Annotated in this window: 14 protein-coding genes and 1 tRNA gene; 7 read left to right on the top strand and 8 right to left on the bottom strand. The window is 63.2% G+C overall.

Annotated features, from left to right (window positions below; translation table 11 throughout):
• Positions 1-51 precede the first annotated feature (51 nt).
• Positions 52-753 (top strand): rhomboid family intramembrane serine protease, encoded by a 702-nt coding sequence (locus CXY80_RS15035; RefSeq protein WP_369828702.1) that lies wholly within the window; start codon positions 52-54, stop codon positions 751-753.
• 152 nt (positions 754-905) lie between these two features.
• On the opposite strand, the gene CXY80_RS15030 is transcribed toward CXY80_RS15035, so the two are convergent.
• Positions 906-1,151, bottom strand: coding sequence for a cell division protein CrgA (locus tag CXY80_RS15030; protein ID WP_092448026.1), 246 nt, complete (start codon positions 1,149-1,151; stop codon positions 906-908).
• An 80-nt stretch (positions 1,152-1,231) separates the two neighbouring features.
• Between CXY80_RS15030 and CXY80_RS15025 the strand changes: the two genes are divergently transcribed.
• The 3 genes from CXY80_RS15025 to CXY80_RS15020 are packed head-to-tail and all read left to right on the top strand — an operon-like array spanning position 1,232 to position 2,895.
• Positions 1,232-2,089: a class E sortase gene (locus CXY80_RS15025; RefSeq protein ID WP_104132958.1), complete on the top strand. Its 858-nt coding sequence runs from the start codon at positions 1,232-1,234 to the stop codon at positions 2,087-2,089.
• A 9-nt stretch (positions 2,090-2,098) separates the two neighbouring features.
• A complete protein-coding gene (locus CXY80_RS19775) occupies positions 2,099-2,260 on the top strand; it encodes a hypothetical protein (RefSeq protein ID WP_166788417.1) in 162 nt (53 codons plus the stop codon).
• Positions 2,257-2,895 carry an aminodeoxychorismate/anthranilate synthase component II gene (locus tag CXY80_RS15020; protein WP_092448028.1) on the top strand — a complete coding sequence of 213 codons (639 nt, stop codon included), beginning with the start codon at positions 2,257-2,259 and terminating at the stop codon, positions 2,893-2,895. Before CXY80_RS19775 ends, CXY80_RS15020 begins: the two co-directional genes overlap by 4 nt.
• Positions 2,896-2,949: 54 nt before the next feature.
• Here the strand turns inward: CXY80_RS15020 and pknB are convergent, their stop codons facing one another.
• The 7 genes from pknB to CXY80_RS14985 form a co-directional block, all read right to left on the bottom strand.
• The gene (pknB, locus tag CXY80_RS15015) at positions 2,950-4,644 is read right to left on the bottom strand and encodes a Stk1 family PASTA domain-containing Ser/Thr kinase (RefSeq protein ID WP_104132957.1); all 1,695 of its coding nucleotides are present in this window, start codon (positions 4,642-4,644) and stop codon (positions 2,950-2,952) included.
• Between the two features lie 77 nt (positions 4,645-4,721).
• Positions 4,722-6,428 carry a protein kinase gene (locus CXY80_RS15010; protein WP_104132956.1) on the bottom strand — a complete coding sequence of 569 codons (1,707 nt, stop codon included), beginning with the start codon at positions 6,426-6,428 and terminating at the stop codon, positions 4,722-4,724.
• Positions 6,425-7,876, bottom strand: coding sequence for a penicillin-binding protein 2 (locus tag CXY80_RS15005; RefSeq protein WP_092448031.1), 1,452 nt, complete (start codon positions 7,874-7,876; stop codon positions 6,425-6,427). The genes CXY80_RS15010 and CXY80_RS15005 overlap by 4 nt, the downstream gene beginning before the upstream one ends.
• Positions 7,876-9,261, bottom strand: a complete 1,386-nt coding sequence (locus tag CXY80_RS15000; protein ID WP_233195407.1) for an FtsW/RodA/SpoVE family cell cycle protein — start codon at positions 9,259-9,261, stop codon at positions 7,876-7,878. Before CXY80_RS15000 ends, CXY80_RS15005 begins: the two co-directional genes overlap by 1 nt.
• Positions 9,254-10,489 (bottom strand): PP2C family serine/threonine-protein phosphatase, encoded by a 1,236-nt coding sequence (locus tag CXY80_RS14995; RefSeq protein WP_092448032.1) that lies wholly within the window; start codon positions 10,487-10,489, stop codon positions 9,254-9,256. The genes CXY80_RS15000 and CXY80_RS14995 overlap by 8 nt, the downstream gene beginning before the upstream one ends.
• A 3-nt stretch (positions 10,490-10,492) precedes the next feature.
• A complete protein-coding gene (locus tag CXY80_RS14990; protein WP_104133011.1) occupies positions 10,493-11,050 on the bottom strand; it encodes an FHA domain-containing protein in 558 nt (185 codons plus the stop codon).
• Positions 11,051-11,052: 2 nt separating this feature from the next.
• The gene (locus CXY80_RS14985) at positions 11,053-11,802 is read right to left on the bottom strand and encodes a DUF3662 and FHA domain-containing protein (protein ID WP_092448033.1); all 750 of its coding nucleotides are present in this window, start codon (positions 11,800-11,802) and stop codon (positions 11,053-11,055) included.
• A gap of 403 nt (positions 11,803-12,205) precedes the next feature.
• Between CXY80_RS14985 and CXY80_RS14980 the strand changes: the two genes are divergently transcribed.
• From CXY80_RS14980 to CXY80_RS14975, 3 genes are all read left to right on the top strand, one after another.
• Positions 12,206-12,289, top strand: a tRNA-Leu gene (locus tag CXY80_RS14980).
• 832 nt (positions 12,290-13,121) lie between these two features.
• Complete coding sequence (locus tag CXY80_RS19565) at positions 13,122-13,265, top strand: hypothetical protein (protein ID WP_158251675.1); 144 nt, start codon at positions 13,122-13,124, stop codon at positions 13,263-13,265.
• Between the two features lie 304 nt (positions 13,266-13,569).
• A complete protein-coding gene (locus CXY80_RS14975) occupies positions 13,570-14,562 on the top strand; it encodes an alpha/beta hydrolase (protein ID WP_199182280.1) in 993 nt (330 codons plus the stop codon).
• The last annotated feature ends 22 nt before the right edge of the window (positions 14,563-14,584 follow it).

Raw genomic sequence — 14,584 nt, 5'->3', positions numbered from 1 at the left:
TGCGCCGAGTGCCAGACCCAGGCTGCCGTGGGCGTTATCTGCCCCGAATGCATGAAACTGCAGCGCAAGAACGCACCCCGCATCAAACCCACCGTGCTCACCCGGCTGACCGGGAGCGGTCAGCCCACGGTGACCTACGCGCTCATCGCGATTACCGTCCTCGTCTTCATCCTGCAATGGATCCCCGGTCTCGGGATCACCCAACGATTCGCCTACGCGCCAGCCCTCACCCTCATTGAGCCATGGCGCATGCTGACCAGTGTTTTTCTGCACTCGCAAGGTGGCCTGCCGTTTCACGTGCTGCTCAACATGTACGTGCTCTGGATCTTCGGTCCGATGCTCGAGGGGATGCTCGGCCGTGGTCGTTTCCTGGCGCTGTATCTGATCAGCGGTTTCGCCGGGTCGATCGGTGTTCTGGTGCTGGCTGCTCCCTACACCTACGTCGTCGGGGCATCAGGGGCCCTGTTCGGGCTCATGGGTGCCTTCCTGGTCATTCAGCGCGGTCTTGGCGGAAATTCGAAGCAGCTGCTGGTTCTGCTCGGCATCAACGTGGTCGTGAGCTTCATTCCGGGGATCGCCTGGCAGGCTCACTTCGGCGGCATAATCGGGGGCGCACTCATCGGGTTCGTTCTCATGCGTACCCGGCGGCCGGCACAAAAGGGGCTGCAGATCGTCTTGCTCGCGGGCGTCGCCGCTCTCCTCGTGGTGATCGGAGTCCTCAAAATTGTGAGCCTGCTCGCCCCGATCAGCTAACCACCCGGTGCACCGGGAAGTTATCCACAGGTCTATCCACATGGGGATAATTACACCAGTGTCATTACCCGCACTGCTGGATTCCGGCAGCCGGGCAGCATCCGCTCAATGACCGTTGCGTGGGCGGTTCGTGACTCGGCGGTGCGGCCGAACTAGCGCCAGCGCGTGGTCATCAGAAAGCCGATGAATGCGATTCCGAAGCCGACCAGAATATTCATGGCGCCGAGACCCGCGATGGGAAGCTGGCTGCCACTGACGTAAAACACGATGATCCAGGCCAGGCCGAGCAGCATAAAGCCGAACATGACCGGCTTGAACCAGACGGCGTTGGGCGCGTCCTCGTTCGAGCGGGCAACTTCGGTGCGGGCGGGCTTGGTGCGAGAATTCTTACGTGCCATGCTGCGATCCTAGCGTCTCCGCCTGTTTTCGTGGCTTTGACGCGGGGGCCGCGCACAACTCTGGTCAGTAGACTTGTTATATGTGTCCACAGGCAGACGATCGCACCGCGCCGGTGCCCGATGGGTCGGAGTCGCCCGGCGCTGGCACCAAACGTCGGCACCGCTCAAGTACAGCCCCGTCCGCCAAGGTCACACTCCTGGGCGTGCTCGGTGAACTGCTGATCACGGCCAGTGCACTCGTGCTGCTATTTCTGGGCTGGCAGCTGTGGTGGAATGACATGATCATGGCCAATTCGCAGTCCTCGGCTGCGAGTGAGATCAGCCAGGACTGGATCGCCCAGGACACGTCGCCGACGTTCCCCGAAGCGACGGCTGATCCGACGGAACCGGACGCAGCCCGCGTAGCGGTGGACTACGGCGAGCCCGTCGTTGCCGCTGCACCCGGCAATGCCACGGCGTTCGCGGTTTTGTATGTGCCTCGTTTCGGTGCCGACTACCACCGCAGCATTGCCGAAGGCACCGGCCATGACGTCTTGAACAGCAACCGTTTGGGCATCGGACATTACGCTGGCACTCAGATGCCCGGCGAAGTCGGAAACTTTGCGATTGCCGCGCACCGCAGCGCCTTCGGCGGTGGCATGCACCTGATCAACGAGCTGCAACTCGGCGACGCCATCTACGTGCAGACGGCCGACGGCTATTACACCTACCGGTACCGCGATACCGAGTACGTGGCACCGTCGCAGGTGCAGGTACTGGCATCCGTTCCCAACTATCCGGACGGAACCCCGGTCGACCGCATCATCACGCTCACCAGTTGCAATCCGCTGTACTCCACCGCAGAACGTATCATCGCCTACGGCGTGCTTGAGTCGTGGCAGCCACTTTCGGCCGGCGCTCCCACCGAGCTCGCACCGATCATCGCCGCTCAAGGCTAGGAGGCTCTTATGTACGCAGCACTGTGGCGTGTTCTACCCGGACCGATCTGGGTGCGCATCATTCTGGTCCTGATTTTGCTGGTGGCTGTACTGGCCGTGCTGGCCACCTGGGTGTATCCGTGGATCGATGGAATTCTGAGCAGCGAGGAAGCGACGGTAGACGGCCCATGACCCGAATTCTGGTTATCGATAATTATGACAGCTTCGTCTATACCCTCAACGGGTATCTGATGGAGCTCGGCGCGGACACCGACGTTGTGCGCAACGATTCCTTCGAGCAGACCGATGCAGCCGCTCGGATTGCCGACTACGACGGCGTGCTCGTTTCGCCGGGCCCCGGGAAGCCCTCAGACGCCGGTGTGTCCATCGCCGTCGTCGAGGCCGCGCTGGCGGCCAACCTGCCCCTGTTCGGCGTCTGCCTCGGCCATCAGGCCATCGCCGAGGCCTTCGGGGCCACGGTGACCAATGCTGAAGAACTCATGCATGGCAAAACCTCGCTCATCACGCATGACGGCAGCGATTTCTATGAGGGTGTGCCGCAACCGTTCACAGCAACGCGCTACCATTCCCTCGCCGTCGTTGCGTCGACCGTGCCGAGTGACCTGATCGTCACGTCGCGCACGCCGGGCGGGGTCATCATGGGATTGCGGCACCTAACCGCTCCTATTTTGGGCGTGCAGTTTCACCCGGAGTCGGTCCTGACCGAGGGCGGCTACCGGATGCTGGGCAACTGGCTCGCCCTGGCCGGCCTGTCGTCTGCCCAGGAGACCGCGAAGGGCCTGCACCCGCTGTTGCGCCTGAGCTAACTTCGCGCTTGGCTGTGGGTGGGAACCGGGCCCGGTGCAGACAGGGCGGTGCGGCTAGGAGCGGGCGCAGTAGGTCAGCTCGATCTCGGAGCGCTGGGGGACGTCTCCGGGGGCCAGTGACTGCGCTTTAATCGGGGAGCCGGACTCCTGGTCACAGGTGTAATCAGGCTTGGAACTCGGCGTGAGTCCGTCGGCGCTGACCAGATCGATCGCGGCAACCAGAGACTGGCCGGTGAGGTCTCCGAGGGTGACCAGGCCGCTCGACACGATGTAGTTGATGGTATCGCCGGCGAATTCGGAAGACGTCGCGGGCGGATCGGTGCGCAGAACGATATCGGCCGCCACGGTCGGGGAGTTTTCGGTGGTGACCGACCCGGAAACGAAACCGAGCGCTTCGATCGCGGCCTGGGCATCCGTTATGGGCTGATTGGTGACATCGGGAACCGCGACGGGCACCGGACCGGTAGAGACGAAGACCTTGATCACGTCGGAGGGATTGACGATGGTATCGGCCGGAGGATCCGTGCGAATAACCTGGTCGGCCGGCACTGTCGTGCTCGACTCTTCGGCACGCGTGGCCGCGAGGTCGAGGTCGAGGAGAGTATTTTGGGCGTCGTCATAGGTTTGCCCGGTGAGTGCGGGAATCTGGCGCGAACTGTCGGGCAGTTCCACTGAAGGCTGCAGATTGGCCACCCAGATCATGACCGCGACGACGATGACCACGACGCAGACGATTCCGGCCCAGACCCAGATCACCGGGGGGCGACGCTGGGTGCGCACCATCGTCTGGTCTTCGGACAACTGTTTGAGGGCCAGCGCCGAACCGGTGATCGCCGTGGGCGCAGCCCCGAACAGGCCGGCACCAACCTCGTCGCCGGCCCGGTGAACGGGAATCTGGCCGGATCCGGCGGTCTCGACATCATTGCGAAACTCGACGGCGCTTTGATAGCGGGCGAAGCGGTCCTTGGCCAGGGCATGCAGCACGACCGAGTCCAGGGCCGGCGACACCTTGGGATTGAGCGCTGAGGGTTTCGCCGGCAGTTCGCTGACGTGTTGGTAGGCGACGGCCACGGGCGTGTCACCGCGGAACGGCGGCCGCCCCGTGAGCATCTCGAACAGCACCACGCCCGTGGAATACAGATCGGTGCGCGCATCGACGGACTCACCCTTGGCCTGCTCCGGCGAGAAATAGGCGGCGGTACCGAGGATGGCGGTGGTCTGCGCGACGGTCGTGGCCGAGTCGGAGATGGCACGGGCGATGCCGAAATCCATCACCTTGACCTGTCCGGACTTGGTGATCATGATGTTGCCGGGCTTGATGTCGCGGTGCACCACACCGGCGCGATGCGAGTATTCCAGCGCGGTCAGGACCCCATCGATGATGCGTACGGCCTCGGTCGCTTCGATCGGGCCCTCACGAATGATGTCCTTGAGCAGCCGACCGTCGACGTGTTCCATGACGATGAACGGAACCTGGGAATCGTGTCCGGCATCGTCGGTGACGGTCTCCTCGCCGGCATCGAACACCCGCACGATGGTCGGGTGGGCCATGCGAGCTGCGGCCTGGGCCTCTTGCCGAAACCGGGTGCGAAAGGCCGGGTCGGAGGCCAGGCTCGACTTGAGTAGCTTGATGGCCACCGTGCGACCGAGCCGGGAATCGGTGCCTACATGTACGTCGGACATGCCGCCACGGCCCAGGAGCGCCCCGACACGATAGCGGCCCGCGATCAAACGGCCAGAGTCAGGCACGAGCGCACTCCCCCACAATAAAACGGATGCCCGGGTTAGGCACAGTGAGCGCTACTTTACCGCACGGCATTGGGGAATTACTCCCCGACAGCGGGGTCGCCAGTTACGCTCACGTCTGCCGTTGGGGAAAACTCAGAGCTAACCTGGCCACAGAAATAGCGGAACTTGACCTTGAAATTCTCTGTTCCGGCGGTGATCGTGGCCGTCGTCGTTTCAGCGGTGGTGGGGTTGGCCGAGGTGATGATGGCGGCACCGCCCTCCGTTGCGATCTCATAGCCAGCCAAAGTCTGGCCGGCCGGGCAGGTCTGGGCGTTCCAGTTCACCGTGACAGTGCCCGCGGCAGCGACGGGCGAAGGCGTCGCCGTCGGGGCTGACGTCGGTGTGCTCGGCGTGGGGAACGCGCCGTAGACAGTCAGGGTCACGGTCGTCCCGGCCGGAACCGGCCCCCGGGGGTTGACTCCGTACACCGTGTCAACTTCTTCCTCAGACCCGGCCGCATTTCCGGGTTGGACGTCAGCCACGAATCCCATCTCAACGAGAAGGGCGGCGGCATCGGCGCTGGGCTTACCCACGAAATCTTCCGGATTGACCGACGTGTTCGCATTGGTGGGCGACGGCGTCGGCGACGGGGTCGCCGATGGTGTAGCCGACGGGGTTGATGAGGGTGGCGCTGACGTGGTCTGGGCCGGTGCCGGGGTCTCGTTGTTCTGCGTGAACAGGGCGATGAGCGTTCCGGTGAGCACGATCACCAGCAGCGCGACGAGGGCGATCAGCGGCCAGGTCCACGGACTGCGTTTCTTCTTCTCCGCTTCGGCAGCGGCCGCGGAGGCCCGCGTGATGGGCGCACCGGTGGCCGGCAGAACGGTCGTGGCCTGGTCGGAGCCGGCACCGGGCATGAGCATGGTGGCGCTCGTGGCCGAGAGGCCGCCCAGAACGGACGGCACGGCCACCGCGGCTGCAGCGACGTCACCGCGACGCAAAGCGGATGCCGCGCGCGCCAGGTGGGCAGCAGACGCCGGCCGGTCGGCAGGGTTCTTCGCCAGGCAGGCGAAGACCAGATTGCGTACCGGTTCGGACACGGTCACCGGCAGGTCGGGCGCTATCTCGTTGATCTGAGCCATGGCAATCGCGACCTGCGACTCACCCGTGAACGGACGACGTCCGGCCAGCGACTCGTACGCGACGATGCCGATCGAGTAGATGTCGGTGGTTGGCGATGCGGGGTGGCCGCTCGCCTGTTCCGGTGAGAGGTACTGCACGGTGCCCATAACCTGGCCGGTCGCGGTGAGCGGAACCTGGTCGGCGATGCGGGCGATGCCGAAGTCGGTGATCTTGACCCGGCCCTCCGGCGTGATGAGCAGGTTTCCGGGCTTGATGTCGCGGTGCACGAGACCGGCGGCGTGGGCGGCGTGCAGCGCGGTCGAGGTCTGCGCGACAATGTCGAGCACCTTGTCGGTCGGCAGAACGTGCTCGCGCTCGAGAATGGTCGACAGAGCTTCGCCGGGCACTAGTTCCATGACCAGGAAGGCGCTGCCGTCTTCTTCGCCGTAGTCGAAGACATTCGCGATGCCTTCGTGGTTGACCAGGGCCGCGTGGCGGGCCTCAGCGCGAAAGCGCTCGAGGAAACCGGGGTCGCCGAGATACTCGTCCTTCAAAATTTTGATGGCGACGCTTCGACCGATTACGAGGTCGGTGGACTTCCACACCTCCCCCATGCCGCCAATCGCAATGCGCGACTGCAGCTCGTATCGTCCCCCGAAGGTGAGGCCTGCTGTGGGTCTCATTTGTTAAGCACCGCCTCTAGTACTTTCTGTGCGACAGGTGCGGCAAGTTTGTTGCCGAACCCGGTTTGTCCTTCTCCTCCGCCGTCCTCGATCAGAACGGTGATGGCAAATTGTGGGTCGTCCGCCGGTGCGAAACCGGTGAACCAGAGTGTGAACGGATCGGTTGACCCGTTCTGCGCCGTGCCGGTTTTCCCCGCCACTTCGACCCCGTCTATTCTTGCATTGCTCGCGGCACCATCCTGAACGCCATTGATCATCATCGCGCTCAGTGTTGCGGCTGTTTTTTCGCTCATCACCCGCCCAAGTTCTGCCGGTTTGAAGGTTTGGATGGCGCTGAGATTGGGTGCGAGGATCTCCTGCACCAGGTTGGGTTGCATCACGACACCCCCGTTGGCGATGGCGCCGCTGACCAGGGCCATTTGCAGCGGGTTCGCCCGCACGTCGTACTGACCGAAGGCTGACTGTGCGGTCTGCGGATCGTCGAGCCCGTCGGGGTACACGCTCTCGGTCACGCTCAGGGGAATGCTGAAGCTGCTGTTGAAGCCGAACTTCTCGGCGGTCTCCCGAATGGCCGTGTCGCCGAGCGCGACGCCCAATTCGGCGAACGGGATATTGCAGGACAAACGCAGTGCTGTGGCGAGGGTGACCGTCTCACCAGCACCGCAGGTTGACCCGCTGGAGTTTTCAATCTTGCTCGTGGTGCCCGGCGCGGTGTACACGGCCGGGTTCGGAAAGGTGCTCTCCGGCGTGTAGTCGCCCGACTCCAAGGCGGCCGTCGTCACGACGAGTTTGAAGATCGACCCGGGCGGGTTGAGCGAATTGATCGCCCGGTTGATCAGCGGGTCGTTCTCGTCGGCCAGCAGGGCCTCGTAGCTCGCGGTGACCTCGGCGTTGTTGTGCACGGTGAGTAGGTTCGGGTTGAAACTCGGCTTGGAGACCATCGCCAGGATGCGGCCGGTCGTCGGTTCGGTCACGACGACCGATCCGGTGTAATCGCCGAGGGCATCCCAGGCGGCCTGCTGGGCTATTGGATCGATCGTGACCTCGACGGCTGCGCCCTTCGGGTCTTGGCCGGTGACTAGGGCGCTGATCTTGTCAAAGAACTGCGAGTTGGAGGTTCCGGTGAGTTCGGCGTTGAGGGCGAACTCGAGGCCGGTCGGTTCGCCGTTGATCGGAATGTATCCGGTGATCGGCGCGTACAACTCGGGGTTGGTATAGGTGCGGAGAAATTTGTAGTCGTCGTCGGCTGGCATGGACTGGGCGATCGGGTCGCCGGCCACGAGGATGGCGCCGCGCTCGACCTGGTAGCTGTCGTACAGCGTGCGGGTGTTGCGCGGGTCGGCCGACAGATTGTCGGCCTGAAAGGCCTGCACGATCGACGTGGAGCTGAGCAGGGCGATGAACATCAGCATCACGACGATGCTGACGCGCTTGAGTTCGCGGTTCACTAGACCACCAGCCTGGGTTGATTGCGCACTGTGTCGGAGAGCCGCAGCAACAGGGCCACGATAATCCAGTTGGCCACGAGCGAGGAGCCGCCGGCGGCCAGGAACGGCGTGGTCAGGCCGGTGAGGGGAATCACCCGGGTGACGCCGCCGATGACGATGAAGCACTGCAGCGCCACAACGAAGGCCAGGCCGACGGCGAGAAGCTTGCCGAAATCATCCTGACCGGCGAAGCCGATGCGGAATCCGCGGGCCACGAATAGCAGGTACAGGGCGAGGATGGCGAAGATTCCGGCGAGCCCGAGCTCCTCGCCGAGGCTCGCAATGATGTAGTCACTCTGCGGTACCGGGGTCAGTTCGGGCCGTCCCTGGCCCCAGCCAGTGCCGAGCAGGCCGCCTTTGGCGAGGCCGAACAGGCCTTGCACGAGCTGAAAGCTGCCGCCCTCGGCTTCATAGACTTTGGGGTTGAGCGCATCGAGCCAGTTGGTGAACCGGCCGTTGACGTAGTTCAGGGTCTGGCTGGCCAGCAGGGCGCCGCCGAGGAACAGGCCCATGCCCATGATGACCCAGCTCGCCCGCCCGGTCGCGAGGTAGAGCATGACGAGGAACAGACCGAAGTAGAGCAGGGCGGTTCCGAGGTCGCGCTGGAAGATGATGACCGACATCGACAGGGCCCACACCACGAGAATCGGACCGAGGTCGCGCAAGCGCGGAAAGCGCGCGCCCAGAAACTTCTTACCGACCATGGAGAGACTGTCGCGGTTGCGCACGAGGTAGCCGGCAAAGAACACGGCGAGGGCGATCTTTGCGATCTCACCGGGCTGGAACGTGCCGAAACTGCCAAAGCCGATCCAGACCCGAGCGCCGCTGATTTCTTTACCCAGGCCGGGCACGAGCGGCAGAAAGAGCAACACCACACCGACGAGACCGAAAATGTAGGTGTAACGAAACAGCACCCTGTGATTGCGGATCACGAGCAGCACGACGATCGCGCTGAAAATGGCCAGGGCGCTCCACACCGTCTGGCGCACTGCGGCGCTCGCCCAGCCGCTGTCCTGGTCGGCGATGTCGATGCGGTAGATCATGGCGATGCCGATGCCATTGAGCACCGTGGCGATCGGCAAAATGAAGGGATCGGCGTCGCGAGCGACAAATCGCAGCACCACGTGCAGGCTGATGACCAGAACCGACAGGCCGGTTCCGAGCAGCACCAGGGTCGGGTCGAGATCGCCGAGAGCGCCAAGCTGCACGAGCACGACCGCGCTCGCGTTGATGAAGCAGGCGATCAGCAGCAGGAACAGTTCGAGGTTGCGCAGTTTCTGCGGCAGGTGCAGACGACGCACCGGCTCGGTTCCCTGACGCGCTTGCAGAGCGGATGCTTTACTCAACGACCGCACCCTTCAGCCGTTCGACGATGGCCTGCGCATCCGCGAGGGAGCCGGCACTGATGGTCTGCTCGACCTGCTGGCGGTCGTAGACGCGCAAATCGGACAGGTTGATGTCGGTGGCCTCGTACACACTGGACAGCTTGAGCGGGCCGATATCCTGCTGCACGCCCTGGTAGATCGCGACGGTCGAACCCTCGGAGCCGACGAAATAGCGGGTTTGGGTCCACTGGTAGCTCAGGATGCTGGTGCCGACGATCGCGAGTACGAGCAGAATAACGCCGAACAGCCAGGTGGCCTTGCGGCGGCGCGCGCGGCGGGCATCCTCTTCGATCAGTTCGGAGAGGTAGTCCTGGGAATCGGGCTCGAAGTGCGTCTCGCGTACCGGGTGCAGCCGCAGGGCCGGGATGCGCAGCGCGCGGTTGCGGCCGGGTTCCTCACCGAAGGCGAGCGGATTGGCCGCCGACCCGACAACGACGGGACTGTCTGTGCGCGTGCTGCCGTCGCCCGCGCCAATGTCAACGATGACGACGGTGACGTTGTCTGGGGCGCCGCCGTCGAGGCTTTCCTTCACGAGCAGGTCGGCGACATCCTGCGCGTTGGCGCCACTGGCCAGGGCGGAGGCTATGCCGGTGTGCGAGACGACACCGGTGAGACCATCGGAGCACAGCAGCCAGCGGTCGCCGTCGATCGTGGCCAGGATCGACGTGTCGATTTCGGGACTCGCCTCGACGTCACCGAGCACACGCATGAGCACGGAGCGGCGTGGATGCACCATGGCTTCGGCCTCGGTGATGCGACCGCTGTCAACCAGCCGCTGCACGAAGGTATGGTCGATGGTGATCTGGGAGAGTTCGTTGTCGCGCAGCAGATAGATGCGCGAGTCGCCGATGTGGGCGATCGCGACCTCGTTCTCGAGCACCACGATGGCGCTGACGGTCGTGCCCATGCCGGTGAGTTCGGCATGCTCGAACACGGTTTCGGCCAGCTGGGCGTTGGCGCCGATCAGGGCGGCCTGCAGGGCGAATTCGGCGTCTTGGGCACTCGCATAGGGCTTGTCGGCCTCGATGATGCGTTTCGTGGCGATCGACGACGCGACGTCTCCGCCGGCGTGGCCGCCCATGCCGTCGGCGACCACGAACAGGGTGCGTCCGGCGTAACCGGAGTCCTGGTTATTGGAGCGAACCTTGCCGACGTGGGACGTGGCTGCGCTGTGACTTACCGTCGCCATGACTTACCGCCGAAGCTCGAAGCTGGTGGCGCCGATCTTCACGGTGGCGTTCAGGGGAATTTTAGTCGGCACGGTGACGCGGGTGCCGGCCAGGAAGGTGCCATTGGTGGAATCGAGGTCTTGCAGCATCCACTCGTCATTCCAGAGCATGAGTCGGGCATGGTGGGTTGAGGTGTAATCATCGCGGATGACCAGGCTCGAGTCGGCCGAGCGGCCGATCGTGATGGTTTCGGTGCTGAGCGGAAACTCGGTGCCGGACTTCGGGCCGCTCGTGATGACGAGGCGCGTGGTGTTCTGGGCGGTGGCGAGTGCACCGTCGGCGGCCGGGCTGGCCCGCGCGATCGGGGCCGGTGCTGGGGTTGGTGCGGGGGCTGCAACGGGAGCGGCAGCGGCAGCGGCGGGGAAGGCTGCGGCGGAGGTCGGTGCGGCGGCATCCGTTTTCAGGCGGCGTACGCGCTGGCCGAACAGGTCGCTGCGCAGCGCGTAGACGATGCCGAAGATGAACATCCAGAGCAGGAGAAGGAAGCCGATGCGCAGCACCAGCAGGGTCAGTTCGCTCACGTTCATGCGTTCGGCCCCCAGAATCCGCCCATGTCGTGGCGTTCGGTGGCGGGGTCGGTCGGTGCGGCCGCGCGCGGAGTCTCGTTGGAGGCCTGCGCGAGCACGCGGAAGACGATGCGGGTGCGGCCGATGGTGACGATCGAATCGGGTTCGAGGATGGCCTGGCTGACCGTGGCACCGTTGAGCTGGGAACCGTTGGTGGAGCCGAGGTCGCGCACCTGGGCTCGGGCGCCGTCCCAGATAATCTCCACGTGACGGCGTGAGGTGCCGGTGTCGTCGATGGTGATGTCGGCGTCGGAGCCGCGACCGATCACGGTGCGGGCCTTGACCAGCGGATGCCGGGTACCGTTGATGTCGAGCACCGGCGTCCAGGCGACACTGGTCGCTACCGTGCTGGAGTCGATCTGCACCAGACCCTCGCTGAGGCTGCCGTCGTCTTGCAGGGTGATAACAATGCCGCCGGTGAACTGGTAGCGCTGCTCGGTGCCGTGTTTTTGCAGCAGGGCGGTGAGCTCATCGATAAGGGTCACGCCGAGCGCGCTCATGCGCGCGTAATCGGTGTGGGACATGCGCACGGTGAACCGATTGGGCGCGAGAATGCGATCCCGCGCGACAACCGCGGCTTTGGTGTCGAGCTCACGACGCAGCGCGGAGGTAATTTCCACCGGCTGCAAGCCCGATCGAAAGGTCTTGGCGAACGCTCCGTTGACGGCGCGCTCCAATCCCTTTTCAAAGTTATCCAGTATGCCCACAGGTCTCCCGATCCGGTCCGTTTGGCTATGAGCATGTTACTTGTCTCGGGTGACAACCCGCCTTTGAGGCGCAAACGGCACGAACAGTCATACTACCTGCGGAGGGTCCTGGACCGAATTCGTGGCCCATTATGGGCATTCCTTTGGACTTTTTTGGAGCGGATGCGGTGCGCGCGGGCGTGCGGATGCGGTGGGGGCTGGGCGGGCGGATCTTGTAGGTGCAGTCGAGCGGCGGCATCCGTTGGGAGTGCGCCCGATGTGAGTGCTTGCTCCGGTAATTACCGTAGCGGCCACCGATATCGGGCGTGATCACGCCCGATCTGGCCCCCACGGCCCGCGCGGCGCGCGCGGCGCGCCGTCGAATGGCGCTGACCCCCCTCACAGTGTTAGCATTCCTAAGTTCGCGCGAGTGGCGGAATTGGCAGACGCGCTGGCTTCAGGTGCCAGTGTTCGAAAGGACGTAGGGGTTCAAGTCCCCTCTCGCGCACTGCGGATGTTTCAGGAAATCGAGAAATCATTTTCATGGAATCCAAGCGAATAGGCCGGTTGAGTAGAAATACTCGGCCGGCCTTCGGTATTTAACGATGTGATCGGGCCGGTCTGGAGCTTCTGCGGCGGCTGCGCGTTAAACGCAAAAATACCTGCGGTGGGCAGGATAAAGGTTTCGGCGTGCAGTGGGAGTCGTGCTGGAGTCGAGGCCTGAGCGTTTGCTGACGTTGGCTAGGTCTTCGAAGTTCTTTGCCTTGATCGTTTTGTTGGCAGATCCAACCAGGCTGCGCATGCCGAAGTGCTCCCGGTGCTCCGGCGACTTGTAGGGAAATTTTTGCAGGTGCTTGACGGCGAGCCTGGGGTCTTGGTTTCGTTCGGCGGGTGCTCCGGCGTCGAGAGGGATTGTGACGCTGACAGCGTGTAGTCGGTTTGGCGACTCTTTTGCTACTGGCACGGTCGATAGCCATGTACGTGCCGGGAACGGGTAAAGGAATCATTGAGAACCGTCCTTGTTGGGCTGGCCTTTGGGCTTCATACGGTAGGCATCGCGGTTTTCCAGATAAGCCCTGTGGGGTTGGGTCGCCCGGTTCCCGAAATCAGGGTCGCATCGGCCGGAAGCATTCGCACATTGGTGTGTAGGAGTTGTTCGCACAGCCAGTCCAGACGCTCAAGATTGCGTTCAGACTTTCGTATGGCCCTTGGCGTTGATTGCTTCGCGAGCAACTTTGCGTAGGTCTTCGGCTTCAGCCGCTTGTTTCGGGGACCGGGGTACGGACAACACGGGCCATCGTGCGATTCGCTGAGCGCCACAGGCGTGGGTACCACGCGTCGTGGTCACCGGCGTGGTTTTGTATGCCGAGCAGGGCGAACTCTTCGGCGCGGAAGTGAACATCGAGGGTTTCTGTGATGCGGTGATAGTTGATGCCGTCGCCCAGTTGAACGTGCAGGAGCAAGTGAACGAGGACGGCTCGTAACGGGATGGTTGGTTTGACCCCCGCATTTGATTTCAGGCGTGCGTGCCGCCATTGGTTGAGTTTGGTGACGACGGCCGAGTTGTCGACTCAAAGTACCGGGCCGCGTGTCGCGCCCGTTAAGGCAACGGCGACGCATTTTTACGGTCGGTGCGTGACCCTCCGACCCGTTTTTTGCGTCGATTTTGATTTTGTCGCGGATGGTGGCCACGATCTCGCGCAGGTTGAAAGTTGGGGAGCAGCATGGTGACGGTGATTTGGGCAGCGACGGATTTGCGCGCGGTTCTCTGATTTTCTCGGTTCAGTCTTGTCTGCCGCGACATCTTCCATTGTGGGGATGCAGGGGCCTAGTGTAAAACAAACGATTGATTTATCACCTCCGGACAATGAGCTATATGAGGACAACATGGCAGCGGACGATGGACTGCATTTTCTTGCGAATCTCTATAAAGATTGGTCCGTGCGCATGGCTGTCGAACCGGCGTTGTCGCTTTCTGCCGTTCGGGAACTTTTTGAAGAGTGGCAGCGGCCGACCATGGAACCGGAAGATGTTTGCTTTCGAAGCGAAACCGTTGGCGGCGTCGACTGTGTGTGGGCAGTTCCGGCCGGAGCGGATCTCCGAAAAGTGGTCCTCTGGGCGCATGGCGGTGGCTTCATCGCGGGCTCAGCAGCCAGCCATCGTAAGCTTGGCGGTCATGTCGCGAAAGAACTGAACGTGACTGTTCTCCTTCTCGACTATCGGCTAGCCCCCGAGCACCCGTTTCCGGCGCAGATGGAAGACTTCACCACAGCGTATTGCGAGCTCCTCGACAGGGGCTTTCTGTCAGAGAACTTGACCTTGGGCGGTGACTCGGCAGGCTCCAGTGTGGCTGTTTCGACTGCGCTCAATCTGAGGGACCGCGGCATTCCGGGTCCGCGGCATATCATCTGCTTCTCTCCGTGGGTTGATGTCGAGTTGATGAGCCCGTCGCTGTGGACGAGCGGTGAGACGGACTATCTCGTTCCTAGGCCATCGGGTCCTGAGCTCGTCGCTATGTTCCTGGGCGGCATCACACCGGCGGACGATCCGTTGGCCAATCCTCTTTACGCTGACTTCGCAGGTTTCCCCCGTCTCTATATCAACGTGGGTTTGGGAGAGGCGCTGCTTGACGACGCCCGCCGACTCCATGAACGTGCACTCGCTGCCGGGGTTGATTCAACGCTCAGCCAGGTTGCCGGCATGCAGCATGTTTTCCCCATCCTGGCCGGGCGGGCGACGGAAGCCGACGAGGAGCTCAAACGACTCGCGCAATGGTTTTAAGGAAGAAGATGATTGACAGGTT

This window comes from Cryobacterium sp. M91, from assembly GCF_002929615.1.
GTDB lineage: Bacteria > Actinomycetota > Actinomycetes > Actinomycetales > Microbacteriaceae > Cryobacterium > Cryobacterium levicorallinum.
Note: the sequence above shows the minus strand (reverse complement) of the source record. Positions and strands in the feature narration are given on the sequence as shown.